The 18983-nt window shown below is 72.3% G+C and carries 19 protein-coding genes; 7 read left to right on the forward strand and 12 right to left on the reverse strand.

Annotated features, from left to right (window positions below):
- The first annotated feature begins 35 nt into the window (after positions 1–35).
- Positions 36–215: a hypothetical protein gene (locus tag ABEA82_RS18740; protein ID WP_345662685.1), complete on the forward strand. Its 180-nt coding sequence runs from the start codon at positions 36–38 to the stop codon at positions 213–215.
- Positions 216–239: 24 nt separating this feature from the next.
- On the opposite strand, the gene ABEA82_RS18745 is transcribed toward ABEA82_RS18740, so the two are convergent.
- A complete protein-coding gene (locus ABEA82_RS18745) occupies positions 240–1355 on the reverse strand; it encodes a methyltransferase (RefSeq protein ID WP_345662687.1) in 1116 nt (371 codons plus the stop codon).
- Between the two features lie 159 nt (positions 1356–1514).
- Between ABEA82_RS18745 and ABEA82_RS18750 the strand changes: the two genes are divergently transcribed.
- Positions 1515–2159: a CatB-related O-acetyltransferase gene (locus ABEA82_RS18750; protein WP_345662688.1), complete on the forward strand. Its 645-nt coding sequence runs from the start codon at positions 1515–1517 to the stop codon at positions 2157–2159.
- Positions 2160–2175: 16 nt separating this feature from the next.
- Here ABEA82_RS18750 and ABEA82_RS18755 read toward each other — a convergent pair whose 3' ends face one another.
- Both ABEA82_RS18755 and ABEA82_RS18760 read right to left on the reverse strand, forming a co-directional pair.
- Positions 2176–2556: a DUF3592 domain-containing protein gene (locus tag ABEA82_RS18755; protein ID WP_345662689.1), complete on the reverse strand. Its 381-nt coding sequence runs from the start codon at positions 2554–2556 to the stop codon at positions 2176–2178.
- Positions 2557–2609: 53 nt separating this feature from the next.
- Complete coding sequence (locus ABEA82_RS18760; protein WP_345662690.1) at positions 2610–3917, reverse strand: MFS transporter; 1308 nt, start codon at positions 3915–3917, stop codon at positions 2610–2612.
- A 71-nt stretch (positions 3918–3988) separates the two neighbouring features.
- Between ABEA82_RS18760 and ABEA82_RS18765 the strand changes: the two genes are divergently transcribed.
- Positions 3989–5056 carry a GlxA family transcriptional regulator gene (locus tag ABEA82_RS18765; RefSeq protein ID WP_345662691.1) on the forward strand — a complete coding sequence of 356 codons (1068 nt, stop codon included), beginning with the start codon at positions 3989–3991 and terminating at the stop codon, positions 5054–5056.
- On the opposite strand, the gene ABEA82_RS18770 is transcribed toward ABEA82_RS18765, so the two are convergent.
- The 3 genes from ABEA82_RS18770 to ABEA82_RS18780 form a co-directional block, all read right to left on the reverse strand.
- On the reverse strand, positions 5046–6095 hold the full coding sequence (locus tag ABEA82_RS18770; protein WP_345662692.1) for a Zn-dependent alcohol dehydrogenase: 1050 nt from the start codon (positions 6093–6095) through the stop codon (positions 5046–5048). The genes ABEA82_RS18765 and ABEA82_RS18770 overlap by 11 nt on opposite strands.
- Positions 6095–7243, reverse strand: a complete 1149-nt coding sequence (locus ABEA82_RS18775) for an acyl-CoA dehydrogenase family protein (RefSeq protein WP_345662693.1) — start codon at positions 7241–7243, stop codon at positions 6095–6097. Before ABEA82_RS18775 ends, ABEA82_RS18770 begins: the two co-directional genes overlap by 1 nt.
- 201 nt (positions 7244–7444) lie before the next feature.
- A complete protein-coding gene (locus tag ABEA82_RS18780; protein WP_345662694.1) occupies positions 7445–8359 on the reverse strand; it encodes an SDR family NAD(P)-dependent oxidoreductase in 915 nt (304 codons plus the stop codon).
- A 106-nt stretch (positions 8360–8465) separates the two neighbouring features.
- Here ABEA82_RS18780 and ABEA82_RS18785 point away from each other — a divergent pair, with 106 nt between their 5' ends.
- Positions 8466–9392: a cyclase family protein gene (locus ABEA82_RS18785; RefSeq protein WP_345662695.1), complete on the forward strand. Its 927-nt coding sequence runs from the start codon at positions 8466–8468 to the stop codon at positions 9390–9392.
- A gap of 422 nt (positions 9393–9814) precedes the next feature.
- On the opposite strand, the gene ABEA82_RS18790 is transcribed toward ABEA82_RS18785, so the two are convergent.
- From ABEA82_RS18790 to ABEA82_RS18805, 4 genes are all read right to left on the reverse strand, one after another.
- Positions 9815–10294, reverse strand: coding sequence for an ATP-binding protein (locus ABEA82_RS18790; protein ID WP_345662935.1), 480 nt, complete (start codon positions 10292–10294; stop codon positions 9815–9817).
- A gap of 509 nt (positions 10295–10803) precedes the next feature.
- The gene (locus ABEA82_RS18795; protein WP_345662696.1) at positions 10804–11691 is read right to left on the reverse strand and encodes an acyl-CoA dehydrogenase family protein; all 888 of its coding nucleotides are present in this window, start codon (positions 11689–11691) and stop codon (positions 10804–10806) included.
- Positions 11688–12821: an acyl-CoA dehydrogenase family protein gene (locus tag ABEA82_RS18800; RefSeq protein WP_345662697.1), complete on the reverse strand. Its 1134-nt coding sequence runs from the start codon at positions 12819–12821 to the stop codon at positions 11688–11690. Before ABEA82_RS18800 ends, ABEA82_RS18795 begins: the two co-directional genes overlap by 4 nt.
- A 9-nt stretch (positions 12822–12830) precedes the next feature.
- A complete protein-coding gene (locus ABEA82_RS18805; RefSeq protein ID WP_345662698.1) occupies positions 12831–14027 on the reverse strand; it encodes an amidohydrolase family protein in 1197 nt (398 codons plus the stop codon).
- Between the two features lie 102 nt (positions 14028–14129).
- On the opposite strand from ABEA82_RS18805, the gene ABEA82_RS18810 reads away from it, so the two are divergent.
- The gene (locus ABEA82_RS18810) at positions 14130–15638 is read left to right on the forward strand and encodes a class I adenylate-forming enzyme family protein (protein WP_345662700.1); all 1509 of its coding nucleotides are present in this window, start codon (positions 14130–14132) and stop codon (positions 15636–15638) included.
- Here the strand turns inward: ABEA82_RS18810 and ABEA82_RS18815 are convergent.
- Entirely contained in the window at positions 15617–16129 is a 513-nt protein-coding gene (locus tag ABEA82_RS18815; RefSeq protein ID WP_345662701.1) for an EF-hand domain-containing protein, read from the reverse strand. The genes ABEA82_RS18810 and ABEA82_RS18815 overlap by 22 nt on opposite strands.
- 168 nt (positions 16130–16297) lie before the next feature.
- Positions 16298–16678, reverse strand: coding sequence for an STAS domain-containing protein (locus ABEA82_RS18820; protein WP_345662702.1), 381 nt, complete (start codon positions 16676–16678; stop codon positions 16298–16300).
- Positions 16679–17041: 363 nt separating this feature from the next.
- Between ABEA82_RS18820 and ABEA82_RS18825 the strand changes: the two genes are divergently transcribed.
- Entirely contained in the window at positions 17042–17623 is a 582-nt protein-coding gene (locus ABEA82_RS18825) for a sigma-70 family RNA polymerase sigma factor (RefSeq protein ID WP_345662703.1), read from the forward strand.
- Entirely contained in the window at positions 17620–18894 is a 1275-nt protein-coding gene (locus ABEA82_RS18830; protein WP_345662704.1) for a zf-HC2 domain-containing protein, read from the forward strand. The genes ABEA82_RS18825 and ABEA82_RS18830 overlap by 4 nt, the downstream gene beginning before the upstream one ends.
- The last annotated feature ends 89 nt before the right edge of the window (positions 18895–18983 follow it).

The raw sequence follows: 18983 nt of genomic DNA on the forward strand, positions 1-18983 counted from the left end.
TCAAGCCGGAGATCCGCGCAGCCTCGACCGAGCAGATGCCCCCGGACTACCCTGCCGCCGCCATCGGTTTCCTCCCCGGTGCCGACGACAAGTACATCGTCACCGAGGGCGGCCTCGCGGGGCAGCGCGGCTACTTCTCCCGCGACAGCGACGGCACGATCACGGGGATCGACCTCGCCGGCCGGCTCTTCGGCCGGACCTCGCCGGCCTCCTGATCCGGCTGATCCCACGCGGGCGGCTCAGCCGACGGCCAGCCGCCACAGTGACGTGACCTCGGCGGCCCGTACGGCGTGCAGCGGATCGTCCGTGTCCCGCACACGCGCATGACCCGGACGCGTGTCCACCCGCCCGACCACCCGCAACCCGGCCCCCTCCACGGCCGTCAGCAGCTCCTCCCGGCTCCGCAACCCGAGCCGCTCGGCCAGGTCGGACAGGACGAGCCAGCCCTCACCGCCGCGTTCCAGCCGCCCGGCGAGCCCGCTCAGGAACCCGTCGAGCATGCCGCCACCCGCGTCGTAGACGCCGAGGTCGAGGTCGGAGGCGGGACGGGCCGGGATCCAGGGCGGGTTGCAGACGACGAGACCGGCACGCCCCTCGGGGTACAGCGCGGGCCCGGTGACGCGAACGGACCCGGCGAGCCCCAACCGCCGTACGTTCTCCCGCGCACAGGCCCGGGCCCGCGCACTCACGTCCGTGGCCACGACCCGCCCGACACCCCGCCGGGCCAGCACGGCGGCGAGCACACCGGTGCCCGTGCCCAGGTCGAACGCGCAGCGGACGCCGGTGCCGGGCAGCGGCGCCCGCGCGACCAGGTCGACGTACTCACCCCGCGTCGGCGCGAACACCCCGTAGTGCGGGTGGATCCGCGCTTCCAGCGCCGGGACGTACACGCCCCGCTCCCGCCACTGCCGGGCACCGAGCACACCCAGCAGCTCGGTGAGGGCGACGGCCACGGGCCCCTCGGACACCCCGTACGCCTCATCGCACGCCCGGCGCACATCAGGCGCTCGGCGCAGCGCCAGGCTGTGGTCCTCCTCCAGCAGGACGAGCAACTTGCCGAGCACGCGCGCACGGTGGGCGCGGAAGCGGCGTTGCAGGTGAAAGGTCTCGGCGGGACTGTCCGCCGCGCCGGGCGCGGCACGGCCGACACGGCGGTCCATCGCGCGCAGCAGCTGACGGGCGTTGTGGAAATCACCGCGCCACAACAACGCGGTGCCCTCGCAGGCCAGACGGTGGGCGTCGGCGGCCCGCATACGGTCGTCGGCGACGACGACCCGGCGGGGCAGGGGCAGCCCGGACTCAGAATGCCAACGGGCGGAACGGGTTCGAACCTCGATCCAGTGGATCGTGGACACGGCGGACTCCTCGGAAGGTCGAGCGTGAACGAAGAAGCGACGTCACGACGACCCCGTCACCGAGGACCATGCCGAGTGTCATCAACCGGCCTTTCGAAGCAGGGAAGTTGCCGGGTCCACAATAGGCCGGACACCCGCCACAGATGAGGAAGCGCGCCCATGCCAGTGCCCGCCGACCCGACGATCCTGCATCCGATGCCCGAACAGCCCCGGGTGGTCCTGCTCAAGCCCCTCGTCAAGTCCCCCCTGATCGAGGTCGGGGAGTACTCCTACTACGACGACCCGGACGACCCGACGGCGTTCGAGACCCGCAACGTGCTGTACCACTACGGGCCGGAGAAGCTGATCATCGGCAGGTTCTGCGCGCTGGGCACGGGCGTGCGGTTCATCATGAACGGCGCCAACCACCGGATGGACGGCCCCTCGACCTTCCCCTTCCCCACCATGGGCGGCTCCTGGGCGGAGCACTTCGACCTGCTGACCGGCCTGCCCGACCGCGGGGACACCGTCGTCGGCAACGACGTCTGGTTCGGCCACGGCACGACGGTGATGCCCGGCGTACGGATCGGGCACGGCGCGATCATCGCCACCGGCGCCGTGGTCACCGCCGACGTCCCCGACTACGGCATCGTCGGCGGCAACCCGGCCCGCCTCATCCGCACCCGCTACGACGCCGAGGACGTCGCCCGGCTCCTGGCGGTGGCCTGGTGGGACTGGCCCGCCGAGCACATCACCGCACACGTACGCACGATCATGTCGGGCAGCATCACCGACCTGGAGGCCGCGGCCCCGGGCACCCGGTAGCGGTCCTCCGGCGGTTTCAGGTGAGCAGCACGTGCAGCGTTCCCGCGGTGATCAGCAGCCCGGCCAGCGAGGTCCAGCCGACGCCGAGAGTGATCGGGAACTTCCTCTCCGTCCACCGTTGCGCGTGTCCCGGATAGCGCGCGTCATAGATCAGTTCGACCGGGTCGCCCACCTCCGGGAAGTCGGGCGGACCCTCCACCATCCAGCGCATCCGGCGGCCGTCTTCGGAGAAGTACTGGCACAGGACCCTCTTCGGGTCCGCGCTGACCCCGTCGTAGACCCGGTCGACGCACGTCGCGACCACCCGCACCCCGTTGCGCTTCAAGCTCCGCTCGACGTACCAGATGCGCAGCCCGAACGGCAGCAGGAACACCCCGATGCCGATCAGTCCGGTCATGTGCCCCGCCCCTGTTCCCCGATGGGTCGATTCCCCCGCACCAGTATCCGTTCTCAGACCGCCGCCGCCACGGCCCCCGGCCTCCGACGAATGACCAACGCCATCAACGCGGCCACCGCGCACAGCGCCCCCGACGCGTACCAGACCACATCGTAGGAGCCGAACGTGTCGCGGGCGACGCCGCCGAGGAAGGCGACGAGGGCCGCGCCGACCTGGTGGGAGGCGAGGACCCAGCCGAAGACGATCGCGCTGTCCTCGCCGTACTGCTCGCGGCACAGGGCGAGGGTGGGCGGGACGGTGGCGACCCAGTCGAGGCCGTAGAAGACGATGAAGAAGATCATCGGCGGCTGCACGCTGGGCGTGACCAGCAGCAGCGGCAGGAACATCAACGACACGCCCCGCAGGGAGTAGTACACCGCGAGCAGCCGGCGGGCGTCGAAGCGGTCCGTGAACCAGCCGGAGGCGATCGTGCCGACGACGTCGAAGACGCCGATCACCGCGAGCAGGGACGCGGCGGCCGTGATGGGCATGCCGTGGTCGTGGGCGGCGGGCACGAAGTGGGTCTGGACCAGGCCGTTGGTGGAGGCGCCGCAGATGGCGAAGGTGCCGGCGAGGAGCCAGAACGGGCCGGTGCGGGCCGCCGAGAGCAGGACGGACACCGTCCGGCGGGCAGCGCCGCGCACCGGTGCGGGCTTCGGCACGAACTCGGCCGCGCCGTACGGCTTCTGGCCGACGTCGGCCGGGTGGTCGTGGAGGAGGAGCCAGACGAAGGGGACGACCGCGAGGGCGGCGAGTGCGACCGTCACCGCCGCCGGGCGCCACGCGTACCGGTCGACGATCCAGGACAGCAACGGCAGGAAGATCAGCTGGCCGGAGGCCGAGGCGGCGGTGAGGATGCCGCTGACCAGACCGCGCCGCTCGGTGAACCAGCGGTTGGTGACGGTCGCCGCGAAGGCCAGCGCCATGGAGCCGGAGCCCAGGCCGACCAGCAGCCCCCAGCACAGCATCAGCTGCCAGGCCGCCGTCATCCACACCGTCAGGCCGGAGCCGAGCGCGATCACCGTGAGCGCGACCGCGACGACCCGCCGGATGCCGAAGCGGTCCATCAGGGCGGCGGCGAACGGGGCCGTCAGACCGTAGAGAGCGAGGTTGACGGAGACGGCGGCGCCGATCGTGCCGCGGGACCAGCCGAACTCGGCGTGGAGGGGGTCGATGAGCAGGCCCGGCACGGATCGGAAGGCCGCGGCTCCGATGATCGTCACGAAGGTGACGGCGGCGACGAACCAGGCCCGGTGCACACGCCCGCGGCCCGGCTTCGACGGCTGCTGTACGGCTGCTGGGGCTTCGCTTGTCTGGGTCACGACATAGAGCTTCCGCTCTGCGACGCAGCGCATCGAGTGGCCCGGAGGACAGCGTTCGTTAGGATCCGGCCATGACAGCAGCGACCTCGTCCTCCACCGGCTTCCGCCCCCACCGGGTCGTCGTCCTCGCGCTCGACGGGCTGCTCCCCTTCGAGCTGGGCATCCCGCACCGCATCTTCGGCCGCCCGAAGGACGCCCGGGGACGGCATCTGTACGAGGTCGTCACCTGCTCGGTCCGGCCGCCCGGCCCGGTCGAGACGGACGCCGACTTCGCCATCCACGTCGCGCACGGCCCGGAGGCCCTGGCCACCGCCGACACGGTGATCGTCCCGGCGTCGTACGAACTCGGCCCGGTCTACGAGGAGGGCGTGCTGACCGACGAACTGGCCGCCGCCCTCACCCACCTCCGCCCCGGCACCCGGCTCGCCTCCATCTGCACCGGCGTGTACGTCCTCGCCGCCGCCGGCTTCCTCGACGGCCGGCCCGCCACCACGCACTGGTCCGACGCCGAGCGCCTCCAGCGGCTCTTCCCGCAGGTCGACGTCGACCCGGACGTGCTGTTCATCGACGACGGCGACGTGCTGACCTCCGCCGGTGTCGCGGCCGGCCTCGACCTGTGCCTGCACATCGTGCGCCGCGACCACGGCTCCGCCGTCGCCAACGACGTGGCCCGCCGTACGGTCGTACCGCCGCACCGTGACGGCGGGCAGGCGCAGTACATCGCGCGGCCGGTGCCCGATCCGCAGCAGGCGTCCACCACCGCCGCCCGCGCCTGGGCCCTGGGCCGCCTCCACGAGCCGATCCAGCTGCGCGACATGGCCGCCCAGGAGGCCATGTCGGTCCGCACCTTCACCCGCCGCTTCCGCGAGGAGACCGGGGTCAGCCCCGGCCAGTGGCTCACCCAGCAGCGTGTGGAACGGGCCCGGCACCTGCTGGAGTCCACCGACCGCTCCGTCGACCAGGTGGCCCACGACGCCGGCTTCGGCACGGCACAGTCGATGCGCCAGCACATGCAGGCGGCGCTGGGCGTCACCCCCACCGCCTACCGGCGGACCTTCCGGACCGGGAAGGGCCCGCAGACCGGCGGGGACCCGGCGCCGGCCGTCGCCGCGGGGCGACCCCGAGCCCTCAGAAGGTGAGAACCGCCCGCGCCACCCGCCCCGCCTCCGCGTCCTGCGCCGCCTTCTCGAAGTCCTCGACGGGGTAGGTCCGGGTGACCAGTTCGTCGAGCAGCAGGCGGCCCTCGCGGTACAGGCCGGCGTACAGGGCGATGTCGCGCTGGGGCCGGGAGGAGCCGTAGCGGCAGCCCAGGATGGACTTGTCCAGGTACAGCGACGAGACGCGGAAGGACGCCTCGGCGGTGGCCGGGGGCACGCCGAGGAGGACCGCCTGCCCGTGCCGGTCCAGCGCGTCGATCGCCTGGCGGATCAGCTCCACCCGGCCCACGCACTCGAAGGCGTGGTCCGCGCCGGTGGGGAGGATGTCCCGCACGCCCTCGGCCGAGGTGAGGAAGTGGGTCGCACCGAACCGCCGCGCCACCTCCTCCTTCGCCGGGTTGGCGTCGACGGCCACGATCCGCAGGGCACCCGCGAGCCGCGCCCCCTGGAGCACGTTCAGCCCGATGCCGCCCGTCCCGATCACCAGGACGCTGTCACCCCGGTCCACCCGCGCCCGGTTCAGCACGGCGCCGACTCCCGTCAGGACCCCGCAGCCGATGAGCGCGGCCGACGGCAGCGGCACGTCCTTGGGGATCCGCACCGCCTGTACGGCCTTCACGACCGTGCGCTCGGCGAAGGCGGAGTTGGCGGCGAACTGGTGGACGGGCGCCCCATCGAGGCTGAACGGCCGGCCCGGGCGCCCGATCGCCTGCCGGCACATCGTGGGCCGGCCCCGGTCGCACTCCGCGCACGCACCGCAGTTCGCGAGGGTGGACAGCGCGACATGGTCCCCGGGCACCACATGGGTGACGCCCGCACCCACCGCCTCCACGACGCCCGCCCCCTCATGGCCCAGCACCACGGGAACGGGGAACGGTATGGTCCCGTCCACCACCGACAGATCGCTGTGGCACAGCCCCGCCGCCGAGATCGCGACCCGCACCTCGCCCGGCCCCGGCTCCCGCACCTGGAGATCCCTGACGACCCGGACCCGCTTCCCGTCGAAGATCACGCCTCGCATCACACGGCCCCCTTGGGCTCCCTGGGCAGGCCGAGCACCCGCTCGGCGATGATCGTGCGCTGGACCTGGTCCGAGCCGCCGTAGATCGTGTCGGCCCGGGAGAAGAGGAACAGGTGCTGCGCCGCGTCCAGTTCGTACGGCGACGAGACCGACCAGTCGGCCGGTCCCGCGCTCGCGGCCGCGCCCCGCACCAGCACCGCCAGCTCCCCGAGCCGCTGATGCCAGCCGGCCCACAGCAGTTTGGCGACGCTGGGCGCGCCCGGGCCACCGGAACCCCCCAGCGTCCGCAGGGCGTTCCAGCGCATGGTGCGCAGTTCGGCCCACTGCCGCACGAGCCGTTCCCGTACGACGGGATCCCGCGCGGCCCCGGTCTCCACGGCCGTACGCACCACGGTGCGCAGTTCCTCGGCGAACCCGATCTGCTGGGCCAGTGTGGACACGCCCCGCTCGAAGCCGAGGAGGCTCATGGCGACGCGCCAGCCGTCGCCCTCGCCCCCGACGACGTGCTCCGCGTGCGCGCCGTCGAAGAAGACCTCGTTGAAGTCGCTGGTGCCCGTCATCTGCCGGATGGGACGCACCTCGATCCGGCCGGGCTGGTCCATGGGGACGAGGAGGAAGCTCAGTCCGTGGTGCCGCTTCGACCCGGGCTCGGTGCGGGCCAGGACGAAGCACCAGTCGGCTTCGCGGGCGAGTGACGTCCAGACCTTCTGGCCGGTGACGCGATGGGTACGGCCGTCCGGTTCGCGTACGGCCGTCGTACGGATGCCCGCCAGGTCCGAACCGGCACCGGGTTCGCTGTAGCCCTGACACCAGAGTTCCTCGCCGGCGGCGATCGGGGGGAGGAAGCGGGACTTCTGCTCGCCGGTGCCGTGGAGCAGGAGCGTGGGGGCGAGGAGGTTCTCCCCGATGTGCCCGGAGCGCGCAGGAGCCGCCGACCGTGCGTACTCCTCGGCCCAGGCGACCTGCTGGGTGAGGGTGGCCCGCCGATTTCCGTACCCGGACGCCTCCCACCCGATCCCGATCCAGCCGGCGGCCCCGAGGGTCCGCTCCCAGCTTCGCCGGTCGGTCACCCCTTCGACGTTCTCGGCAAGCCAGCCCCGAGCCTCGTCCCGAAACTCCTGGTCCTCTTGACCGAATCCGAAGTCCACGATCGCCGCCTCACTCAACCCAAGGGGCGCGGGGAACTGCGCGACCAGCCACAACGAAACCCGCACCCACCGAACAACTGGGCATCGGACCGCCGCCCCAAGCGACACGCCTGCCCGCAGATCAACACCCCGAAGGGGCGCGGGGAACTGCGCGAACCACCACACACAACCCGCACCCGCCGAACAACACGCACCCCCGAGCTACTGGGCGTTAGGCCTCCGCCCCTCCCCCGCCGCCCTCTCCATCTCCCCCACCCGCTCCAGCATCGGCATCACATCCACCCCCACCGACCCGGGCAGAAACTCCGCGATCCGCTCCACGGTCCACCCCCCGGCGGCATACGCGGCCCGCAACTCCCTCGGCTGCGCCCACACCGCGATCTTCGCCCCGGCGACCGTGTACACCTGCCCGGTGATCCCCTGCCGGGCGGCCTCCCCCGACAGCAGGTACACCACCAGCGCGGCGACATCCTCCGGCTCCCCGATCTCCGCAAGTTCCACCGGCACCCCCGCCGACATCCGGGTCCGGGCGACCGGCGCCACCGCGTTCGCGGTCACCCCGTACTTGTGCAGCCCCAGCGCCGCACTGCGCACCAGGGAGATGACCCCGCCCTTCGCGGCGCTGTAGTTGGCCTGGGAGACCGACCCCTGGTGGTTGCCGCTGGTGAACCCGATCAGCGTCCCCGCCCGCTGCTTCCGCATCACCGCCGAGGCCGCCCGGAACACCGTGAACGTGCCCTTCAGATGCGTCGCGACGACCGGATCCCACTCCTCCTCGGTCATGTTGAACAGCATCCGCTCGCGCAGGATCCCGGCCACGCAGACCACTCCGTCGAGCCGTCCGTACGACGACAGCGCCACGTCGACGACCCGCTGCCCGCCCGCCATGGTGGAGATGTCGTCGGCGACCGCCACCGCGTGCCCGCCCGCCGCCTCGATCTCCTTGGCCACCGCCTCGGCGACCTCACTCGTCGGCGAGGCCCCGTCGACCGCCACGCCGTAGTCGTTGACGACGACCTTCGCCCCCTCTGCCGCCGCCGCGAGCGCGACCGCCCGGCCGATGCCCCGCCCCGCGCCGGTGACGGCGACGACCTTGCCCGCCAAGAAGTTCCCCACGCCCGGCCCCTTCCCGTCCCACGGTTTCTGACGGACCGTTAGATTTCGCAGACGTCCGAATTCTACGACCCGTCAGATACCGGAAGACAAGCCCCGGGGAGGACTCATGTCGCTGCCGGACGCGTTCCACGACATCGCCAAGCGCGTGAACAACTGGGGCCGTTGGGGCGCAGACGACGAGCTCGGCACGCTGAACCTGATCACCGACGAGGCCGTACGGGAGGCCGCGGCGACGGTCCGCACCGGCCGGAGGATCCCACTCGCGCTCCCGCTGCGGCGCGACGGCGTGCAGACGGGGATGATCCCGGGGCGGATCGACCCGCTGCACGTCATGGTGCAGATCAACCAGGAGCTCTTCGGCCCGGGCACGGTCGCGTGCAGCGACGACGTCGTGACCATGGGGCTCCAGGCGGCCACCCACTGGGACGCGCTGCCGCACGTCTCCCACTCGGGCCGGATCTACAACGGCCGCCCCGCAGACACCGTCACCCCGCACGGCGGCGCCGAGTTCAGCGGTATCGACGGGGTCCGGCGACTCGTGTCGCGGGGCGTGCTGCTCGACGTCGCACGCGCCCGGGGCACGGACCGGCTCGACGGCGGGTACGCCGTCACGCCCGAGGACCTGGACGCCGCCGAGGAGCTCGCCGGTACGCGGGTACGGGCCGGTGACGTAGTGCTCGTACGGACCGGCCAGGTCCAGTTCTGTCTCGCCGGGGACCGGCACGCCTACGCCTACCCGTCGCCGGGGCTGTCGATCCGGACGCCGGAGTGGTTCCACGCGCGGGACGTCGCAGCCGTCGCCAACGACACCCTCACCTTCGAGGTGTTCCCGCCCGAGGTGGAGGGCCTGTGGTTGCCGGTGCACGCCCTGCATCTCGTGGAGATGGGGATGCCACAGGGCCAGAACTGGAATCTCGAAGAGTTGTCCACAGCCTGTGGAGAAGCGGGCCGCTATGCCTTCCTGCTGGCGGCGACGCCCGAGCCGTTCACGGGGGCGACCGGGGCTCCGGTGGCCCCGGTCGCCGTCCTGTAGGCCCCGCCGGGCCCACCCGTCACCCCGGCTCGCTGAAGCTGGATGGCGGCACCGCGCTGCTCGCCCCGAGCACGACCGCGCGCGCCGCCACCCGACTCCGGCGCTCCCGCCCCGGCTCCCCTTCCCCTGAGGGAGCCGACGCCGAGTCACGACTCACACTCGCCGAGGGCCTCCGTCCGGTGAGGTCCTCGCCGTCCCCTCACGGCGAATCGCTGAACACAAGCGTGAGCACATGGTCACGAGGCGTCAACACCCGTTCGGCGGTTTGTCGCCTTGTGCGGCATTTGCCGCCGGTGCGCACGGGAGCACATCCCGGCGCATCGCATCACGCCATGACCAGAACGGCCCCCCTGCCGTGCATCCATGCCCCGGCCCCGCCGCAACCCCGCGTGGCATGTGCCCCGCACGCCGTGCTCGCCGCCCTACACGGCCTCGAACGCCAGCCCCTCGAAAGCGGCCCCGCCGCCGTACGCCACCGCGCCACCCCCGCACGACGCCGCACCCTCGCGGGACTTCGTACACCGGTCCAGTTCGCACCAGATGCGCTTGCCGGTGGCCTCGACGCTCCAGCCCCAGCGGTCCGCGAGGCCGTCGACGAGGGCGAGGCCCCGGCCGCCGGTCGCGTCGTCGTCCGCGCAGCGGGGCACGGGCGCCCGGCCGCTGCGGTCGGCGACCTCGAGACGGACGGTGACCTCCTCCGTCACCGCCGGCGGCAGGGACAGCCGCAGCACGGCGGGCCGGCCGGTGTGCACCACGGCGTTGGTGACGAGTTCGGAGACCAGCAGGATCAGCGTCTCGGCGAGCGGCTCGTCGGCCTGTATCCCCGACCCGGCCAGGCGCGAGCGGGCCCACCGCCGGGCCCGTCCCACCTCAGCGGGGTCGGGCCGGATCTCCAGCTGCACTTGAAGCACCTGCACCGCTCACACCATCCGAACCGGCGGACACTTAGGCTCGCGCCTCACGAAGGCCACGATCGTAGCCATTTTCTGCATGGCCAGAACAACGGCCGGGACGAGGATCACGGAACGTGAATCCCTTGTGGGACAGCATGGTTGACGTACAGTCACGCCAACAAGCGCTTCGGGCATATTCCAGCGCGAAGGAGTACCCGTGCGGCATACTGTGCGACGCTCGCGGCGGGGAGTCGAACAGGCGCCGACACCAGGCCGCACCGCCGGACGAGCAGCGGCTCGCATCGCGGGATCCGCAGGCACCCCGGGGGCGACTGCGGTACGGAGCGTGTTCAGGACCACTCGCATCCCACACAAGGTACCCGAGGGGGCGGCCGACTCCGGGCCGTGACGAGTCACACGGAGGACACGACCCTGTATCAACTCTCCGTAACCCCGCCATGCCACGATCCGCGACATCCTCATCGGCGGGTTCGCCTGCGCCGCAGCCAGACGGCCTGTCAGACCCCTCCGGCGGACAGTTCGGCCGCGAGCAGCTCCTCACTCTCCGTGACTCCGCCCGTACGTTGGGTTCGAACCCATGCGCGTTTCAGATGCAGATGGACCTCGGACTCCCAGGTGAAGCCCATGCCGCCGTGCACCTGGAGGCAGTCGCGGGCGCCGCGCACGGCGGCCTCGGCGGCGAGCAGACGGGCGGCGGCGATGTCGACGGGGTCGGCCGTGACGGCGGCCGCGTACACCGCCGCGCGGGCCGTCTCCGTCCGGACCAGCATCCCCGCGCACAGGTGTGCCACCGCCTGGAAGGCCCCGATGGGTCTTCCGAACTGTTCGCGCGCCCGGGCGTGTTGCGCCGCCAGTTCGCAGACCCGGCCGGCCGTGCCGAGCTGCTCGGCCGCGGTGAGGAGGACGGCGACGGGATCCGGGGACGCCGCCGGGCCGCCGGGCACGCGGTGCAGGGGGGTCAGCGGGTCGAGGGAACGCAGCGGTACGGCGCCGGCGGCGTCGCCGCGTACGACGTCCGCCTGCTCCAGCCACTCCACGAGCCCGCCGTCCACGGCCGCCACGACCCTCTCCCCGGTGGCGGCTCCCGGCACCGCACCGGCCGCGAGATGGGTGGCGACCAGCGGCCCGGGCAGCAGCGCCCGCCCCGCCTCCTCGAACAGCAACGCGGCCTCCGGCAGCCCGAGTCCGACCCCGCCCGCCGCCTCCGGCAGGCGCGACGCGAAGAACCCGGCCTCCCCGAGCGCCCGCCACAGCGCCCGGTCGAGCCGCTGGGGCCCGTCCGCGGCCGCCCGCAGCGCCGCCCCGTCGAAGCGCCGCTGAAGCAGCCGCCGCATCCCCTCCCGCAGCGCCCGCTGGTCGTCGTCGAGCCGGAACCGCACGGTCATCGTCCCTTCGGCAGGCCGAGGATCCGCTCGGCGATGATGCTGTGCTGGATCTGCGAGGTGCCGGCCGCGATGGTGTACGAGAGGGAGGACAGGCGGTCGAGGGTCCAGGGGCGGTCCAGGTCGAGGCAGTCGGGGCCCAGGACGTCGGCAGCGGCGTCGTAGAGCTCCTGACGGGCCTGCGAGTACCGCAGTTTGAAGACCGAGCCGCCGACGCCCGGCACACCGCCCGACGCCTCCGCCGCGCTCACGTTCCACTGCGTCAGCCGCCACAGGGCCCGGAACTCGGCGTTGAGCCTGCCGAGCCGGCGCCGGAGTGCCGGGTCGTCCCAGCGGGCGTTCTTGCGGGCCTCGACGGCCAGTTCGCCCAGGACCCGCCGGCAGGCGACGACCTCACCGGCGAAGGCCGTGCCGCGTTCGAAGGACAGGGTCACCATGGTCACGCGCCAGCCGTCGTTCTCGTCGCCGACCCGGTTCGCCACCGGCACCCGGACCTCGTCGAGGAACACCTCGGCGAACTCGGCCGACCCGGCGAGCGTGCGCAGCGGCCGTACGGTGATGCCCGGTGCGTCCATGGGCATGGCCAGCCAGGTGATGCCCCGGTGCCTGGGCGCCGCGGGGTCCGTGCGCACCAACAGTTCGCACCAGTCGGCGACTTCCGCGTGGGACGTCCAGATCTTGGCACCGGTCACCACGTAGTCGTCGCCCTCGCGCCGGGCGCGGGTGCGCAGGGCCGCGAGGTCGGACCCGGCGTCCGGTTCGCTGAAGCCCTGGCACCAGACCTCCTCGCCGCGCAGGATCGGGGGCAGCCAGCGGGCCCGCTGGGCGTCCGTGCCCTCGGCGGCGATGGTCGGCCCGGCGTGCAGCAGCCCCACGAAGTTGGCGCCGACGTAGGGCGCGCCGGCCTTCTCGGTCTCCTCCAGGAAGATCAGCCGGGTGGTCGGGGAGGCGTCCCAGTGGACGTCGCCGTATCCGGCGTCGTACAGCCTGCGCTGCCAGCCGAGGTCGTACGCCCGCCGCCCCGGCCAGTCGGCGGGGGACGGTTTGGGCGGGAGGGCCGGGAGGGTCCGCGCGAGCCACTCCCGCAGCCGGGCCCGGAACTCCTCCTCCTCGGGCGTGTACGACAGGTCCATCAGCCGTCCTCAGCGGTCGAGGTCCAGGTCGAGCATGCGGATGGCGTTGCCGCGCATCAGCTTGTAGACCGTCTCGTCGTCGAGGCCCTTGACGTGGTCGAGGGCGACCTCCTTGGTGTGCGGGAAGGTCGAGTCGACGTGGGGGTAGTCGGTCTCGAAGGTGGCGTTGTCGCGGCCGACCACGTCGATCGACGCCACTCCGTGCTTGTCGCGGAAGAAGCAGCAGAAGATCTGCCGGTAGTAGTACGTGGACGGCGGCTCGGGGATCGTGTCCCGCACCCCGCCCCAGGCGCGGTGTTCCTCCCACACGTCGTCGGCGCGCTCCAGGGCGTACGGCACCCAGCCCATCTGGCCCTCGGAGTAGGCCAGTTTGAGGCGGGGGTACGTCACCAGGACCCCGCTGAAGAGGAAGTCCATCATCGAGGCCATCGCGTTGTTGAAGCTGAGCGAGGCCTGGACGGCGGGCGGGGCGTCCGGGGACGCGGCGGGCATCTGGGACGAGGACCCGATGTGCATGTTGACGACCGTCCCGGTCTCCTGGCAGACCGCGAAGAACGGGTCCCAGTAGCCGGAGTGGATGGACGGCAGCCCGAGGTGGGTGGGGATCTCGGAGAAGGTCACCGCCTTCACCCCGCGCGCGGCGTTGCGGCGGATCTCCGCGACCGCCAGCTCGACGTCCCACAGCGGGATGAGGCAGAGCGGGATGAGCCGTCCGCCGCTGTCCCCGCACCACTCCTCGACCATCCAGTCGTTGTAGGCGCGCACGCAGGCCAGGGCGACCTCCTTGTCGTGCGCCTCGGCGAAGGTCTGGCCGCAGAAGCGGGGGAAGCTCGGGAAGCAGAGGCTGGCCTCGACATGGTTGAGGTCCATGTCCTTCAGGCGCTCCTCGGGGTCCCAGCAGCCGGGGCGCATCTCCTCGCGGGTGATGCCCTCCAGGGTCATCTCGTCCCGGTCGAAGCCGACGGCGGCGATGTTGCGTTTGTACGGGAACTTCAGGTCCTCGTAGACCCACCAGTCGGTGGGCGGGCCGTCCGGGTCCATCGTGATCCGGTACTTGCCGCCGACGTAGGCGAGTTCACCGATGCCGGCGGTCAGCGGCCGGGGACCGCGCTCCCGGTACCTGGCCGGCAGCCAGGTGTCGAACAGGTGGGCCGGCTCGATCACGTGGTCGTCGACGCTGATGATGCGGGGCAGTTCGGTCGCCATGGGTCCCCTCCGCCGGACGGTACTTATCTGATGGCTCGTCAGATAGCATCCCACCTGACGACCCGTCAGCCAAGAAGCGCAGTCGAGCAGCAGGGGGCAGCCGTGAACGAGACCCCGCACGCCCTGAGTTCGTCCCGCACCCTGTGGGAGCTCGTCACCCGCCGCGCCGCCCTCACCCCCGGCCGCCCGCTCTTCCTCCAGGACGACCGGACGCTGACCTTCGGAGCCCTGCACGCCCGAGCCGAACGGGTCGCGGCCGGGCTGTACGGCATGGGGGTACGCCCCGGCACGGTGGTCGCCTGGCAGCTGCCCACCCGCGTCGAGACGGCCGTGCTGTCCTTCGCGCTGGCCCGCCTCGGCGCGGTGCAGACCCCGGTGATCCCCTTTTACCGGGAGCGGGAGGTCGGCTTCGCGCTGCGCGAGTCGAAGGCGGAGTTCTTCGCGGTGCCGGGCGAGTGGCGCGGCTTCGACCACACGCAGATGGCCCGGCGGCTGGGCGCGAGGGGCGTCTTCGAGGCCTACGACGACCTGCCGGACGGAGATCCGTCCGTACTGCCTCCCCCGCCCTTGGACGGCACCGCGGTCCGCTGGATCTACTGGACGTCCGGCACGACCTCCGACCCCAAGGGCGTCCTGCACACGGACCGTTCCCTGCTCGCGGGCGGCTCCTGCCTCGCGCACGCCCTGCGGCCCTCGGCGGACGACGTGGGCTCGATCGCCTTCCCGTACGCGCACATCGGCGGGCCCGACTACACGGTGATGCTGCTGCTGTACGGCTTCCCGGCGGTGCTGTTCGAGCAGTTCGCACTGCCGGACGCGCTGGCGGCGTACCGGGGACACGGGGTGACGATGGCGGGCGGGTCGACGGCGTTCTACTCGATGTTCCTGGCGGAGCAGCGCAAGCAGCCGGGGACGCCGCTCATTCCCTCACTGCGGCTGCTGGCGGGCGGCGGGGCGCCCAAGCCGCCGGAGCTGTACCACGCCGTCGTGCGCGAGATGGGCGTGCGGCTCACCCACGGGTACGGCATGACCGAGGTGCCGATGATCACCATGGGGGCGCCGGACGACGACCCCGAGCTGCTGGCGACGACCGAGGGACGGCCGCCGGAGGGGATGGAGATACGGATCGTGGACGGGGAGGTGCGGCTGCGCGGGGAGGCGGTGTGCCGGGGGTATCTGGATCCGGGGCAGACGGCGCAGGCCTTCGACGAGGACGGGTTCCTGCGCACCGGCGATCTCGGGCGCCTCACGGAGACCGGGCATCTGGTCCTCACCGGCCGGCTGAAGGACGTGATCATCCGCAAGGGAGAGAACATCTCGGCCCAGGAGATCGAGGACCTGCTGCACCGGCATCCGGCGGTCGCGGACGTGGCGGTGATCGGCCTGCCGGACGCGACGCGCGGGGAGCTGGTCTGCGCGGTGGTGGAACAGCCACCGGGGGCCGGGGCCTTGACGCTCCCGGCCCTGACGGCCTACCTGCGCGCCGAGGGACTGTCGGTGCACAAGCTGCCCGAGCGGCTCGAGGTGGTGGACGCCCTTCCGCGGGGCGAGACCCTGCGGAAGGTGCTGAAGTACAAGCTGCGCGAGCGCTACTCGGGCACGGTGAAGTAGCGGGCGAAGGCCGGGACGACCTCGGTCTCGCCGACCTTGCCGTCGTCGTCCGCGTCGAGCGCGCCGGCGGCCGTTCCGGCGACGTCCTCGGGGACGCCGAGGCACTTCAGTACGCGGGCGGCCTCCTCGACCGTCGCCGCGCCGTCACCGTCGGTGTCGGCGACATCGAGGGCCGCGTGCAGGAAGGGCCGGGCGATCTCGGCGAACCGGTCGGGGTTGTCGCGCAGGCGCTTGACCGCTCCGTGGACGAACTCCTCGCGCGTGATGCGCTGGTCGCCGTCGCGGTCCGCTATGCCCGCCATGCCCTGCCAGAACGCCTCCGCGCCGCCGTACAGCGCCTGTCCCTTGTCGGACCGGGCCGCGACGGCGAACTCCGAGAGCAGCGCCTTGGCCGCCCCCATGAAGTCCTCGCGGTCGATGTAGCCGTTGCCGTCCTGGTCGAAGGTGGCGAACCGGGCGGCGATCCTGCGCTCGTACTCGCTGCTGACCATGTCTCTTTCGGGCCGCCTTACGTCAGGTGGGGTGCGTCTCGCTCGGAGCGTACGACGGAGGGGGCCGTTCGGGCGCGGGAAAACGTCACTTGTGCCAAGACCGGGGGAATTCCAGGACAACCGCGTGTCAGAACAGCAACACTCGCCCCACCGTGCGTGATCGCCCCGTCACGCGGACAGAGGTTCGCCCTCGTCACCCAGGGCCTGGTCCACATCGCCGTACACGTCGAAGAGCCTGCGCACGCCCAGCGCGCCGAGGACCCGGTTCACATGGGATCCGTCGGCCGCGCCCCGGGCGGGCAGCACCAGCCGCAGCCGTCCCTGGCAGGAGCGGATCAGACGACGGGCGGCGATGAGCACGCCGACGCCACTGGAATCGCAGAAGAACACCTCGGACAGATCCAGGACGAGACAGTGGTGCCCTTCGGCCACCACGTCGTGCACCCGCTGACGCAGCACCGGCGACGTCACCAGATCCAGCTCGCCCGACACCTGGAGCACGGCCCACTCGCCCTGCTCGCCGCCGGTCACATTGAAGGTCACCACCACGCCCTTCGCTCGCCAAAACGGAAGCAGTCCCTACGCTTCCTTGCAGCGCGGCTGCCCAGCGGGCGTTTCCCTGAAACACGGCCCGGAAAACGGATGCCTTTGAAAACAGGCTTGTTTTGGTCGGCTTCGATCCTGTTCGATCCTCTTCGGACACGCCTGATCGGAGGCCGGATGGGTAGGCGCGACTCCGACGGCTCCGCATGTGAGCGCCGGTGGCCCTCTACCACCTGCGGCCGGTCGGGGGGCGCACATTGCCACAAAGGGGCGTGCGCCACGGGACGTGCCGACTACATTCGGGGAGACGTCGGACACAGGCTGGACTCGGCACGGGCGCGGGACACGAGGAGGGGGCGAGGGGGCCGCATGGCGCAAAAAGAGGGACCGCCCCGCTGGGACCGCAAGATGCAGCAGCGACTGGCCCGCGGGGAGGCGGCCGCCCTCGGTGAGCTCTACGACCGCTTCGCCTCCCTCGTGCACGGACTCGCCCACCGCGTGCTCGGCGACGAACGCGCCGCCGACGGCATCACGCGCGAGGTCTTCGCCCACGTCTGGGAGCACCCGGACTCCTACGACCCCAGACAGGGACCGCTGCGCACCTGGGTCGCCACCCTGACCCACCACCTGGCCGTCCAGCGCCTGCGCGCCACCGAGACCGAGGCCCTCGCCCTCGAAGGCTCCGGCACCACGGAGGAACTGGAGCACCGGGTGCGCCGCGCCTCGGTCGCCGCCCGGGCCGACTACATCGTCCAGTCCATGCCGGTCCCGCTGCGCTCGGCCCTGGAACGGGCCTACTTCCAGCGCCGCGACTACCGCCAGACCGCCACGGACCTCGGCATCACCGAGGACGAGGCCCGCCGCCGCCTCCGACTCGGCCTGCAACTGCTGTCCACGGCCCACGACACCGAGGCACCGGGCGCACCGCCCGGATTCGGAGGTGCGGCGTGAACGGCCCGGACCGGTTCGAGGAGGACGAGAACGACGTTCCGGACGAGTCCGGGCAGCAGGCCGGGGATCCGCTCCGGATCCCCATGCCCCGGGCCTCCGTCGAGGACAGCGGGCTGCCGCTGCCCGCACCGGCGGACCTCGGAGCCGCCGGGCCACCGCCCGTGCTGGAGCACCCCGTGCTGAAATCCCTGCTCGGCGCCTGGGCGCTGGCCGCCTGCTCGGCCGAGGAGGCCACGGCCGTCGAGCAGCACCTCGGCGAGTGCGGCGCGTGCGCCGACGAGGCACGGCGGCTGCGCGAGGCGGTCGGACTGCTGCAACGCCCCGAGAGCCTCGACCTGGACCCGGGACTGCGCACCCGCGTGCTGGAGTCCTGCCTGGACCGGCGCCCGCCGCGCATCCCGGTACCGGACTGGGCCGCCGCGTACGACGCCGAGACGGCACGTCTGGACGCCCTGCTCCAGGACTTCGGCGACGCCGAGTGGCACGCGCCGGTACGGCTGCGCTGGTTCCGGGGCGACGAGGCGACCAGCCGCCGCACCACCGTCGCCGGGGTCATCGCGCATCTGCTCAGCGTCGACGGGCTCGTGGCGGTCGCGCTCGGCCTGGACGACCCGATGGGCGACGTCACGCCCCCGCAGCCGACCCCGGCCGCCCGCACCGAGGCGTACTGGCGCGCCTCCCACTTCCCGCCGACCCGTGCGATGCGGGCGCCCTGGCGGGATCAGAGCCACCACCTCGTCCGCACGGTGTCCTTCACGGGCGGCGGCCTCGGCAGGCTGCCCGTGCCGTACGGCGACTTCGAGCTGCCCCTGCACGACGCGATGCTCGACCGGGCCTTCGAGTGCTGGGTGCACGCGGAGGACATCGCGGACGCGGTGGACTACCCCTACGACCCGCCCTCGCCCCGCCATCTGCACCGCATGATCGACCTGGCGGCCCGTATGCTCCCGACCGCCCTCGCCCATCGCCGCCGCACCGGTCTGGCCGCTCCCGCCCACCACCGTCACCTGGTCGCGGCCGGCGAACCCGGCCGCAGCCTTCGGCTGGAGATCGAGGGCTCGGGCGGCGGCGAGTGGCTGATCCCGCTGGACTCCCCCGCGGCCAAGGGCTCGGCCGACCACGAGGTGGCCCACATCGCCCTGGACGGAGTCGAGTTCTGCCGCCTGGCAGCGGGCCACGTACCCCCGCAGGAGGCGGCGGCAGGTCAGGTCGGAGACCGGGACGCGATCAAGGACGTCCTCTTCGCAGCCGCTTCACTGAGCAGGATGTAGAACTCGACTGAGGGGAAGCTCCCCAGGGGCGCGGGGCTGCCTCGATATGCGGCTCCGCCGCGTGGGCGCGATCAACCACAAACCAGCCG

It is taken from the genome of Streptomyces venetus (assembly GCF_039540295.1).
In the GTDB taxonomy this organism is placed as follows: domain Bacteria; phylum Actinomycetota; class Actinomycetes; order Streptomycetales; family Streptomycetaceae; genus Streptomyces; species Streptomyces venetus.

Coding starts and splice junctions, on each gene's coding strand:
- ABEA82_RS18800 (WP_345662697.1), bottom strand. CDS start 12,821: ATGGACCTGTCGTACACGCCCGAGGAGGAGGAGTTCCGGGCCCGGCTG.
- ABEA82_RS18770 (WP_345662692.1), bottom strand. CDS start 6,095: ATGCGAGGCGTGATCTTCGACGGGAAGCGGGTCCGGGTCGTCAGGGAT.
- ABEA82_RS18815 (WP_345662701.1), bottom strand. CDS start 16,129: ATGGTCAGCAGCGAGTACGAGCGCAGGATCGCCGCCCGGTTCGCCACC.
- ABEA82_RS18785 (WP_345662695.1), top strand. CDS start 8,466: ATGTCGCTGCCGGACGCGTTCCACGACATCGCCAAGCGCGTGAACAAC.
- ABEA82_RS18805 (WP_345662698.1), bottom strand. CDS start 14,027: ATGGCGACCGAACTGCCCCGCATCATCAGCGTCGACGACCACGTGATC.
- ABEA82_RS18795 (WP_345662696.1), bottom strand. CDS start 11,691: ATGACCGTGCGGTTCCGGCTCGACGACGACCAGCGGGCGCTGCGGGAG.
- ABEA82_RS18740 (WP_345662685.1), top strand. CDS start 36: ATGCCCCCGGACTACCCTGCCGCCGCCATCGGTTTCCTCCCCGGTGCC.
- ABEA82_RS18765 (WP_345662691.1), top strand. CDS start 3,989: ATGACAGCAGCGACCTCGTCCTCCACCGGCTTCCGCCCCCACCGGGTC.
- ABEA82_RS18755 (WP_345662689.1), bottom strand. CDS start 2,556: ATGACCGGACTGATCGGCATCGGGGTGTTCCTGCTGCCGTTCGGGCTG.
- ABEA82_RS18825 (WP_345662703.1), top strand. CDS start 17,042: ATGGCGCAAAAAGAGGGACCGCCCCGCTGGGACCGCAAGATGCAGCAG.
- ABEA82_RS18750 (WP_345662688.1), top strand. CDS start 1,515: ATGCCAGTGCCCGCCGACCCGACGATCCTGCATCCGATGCCCGAACAG.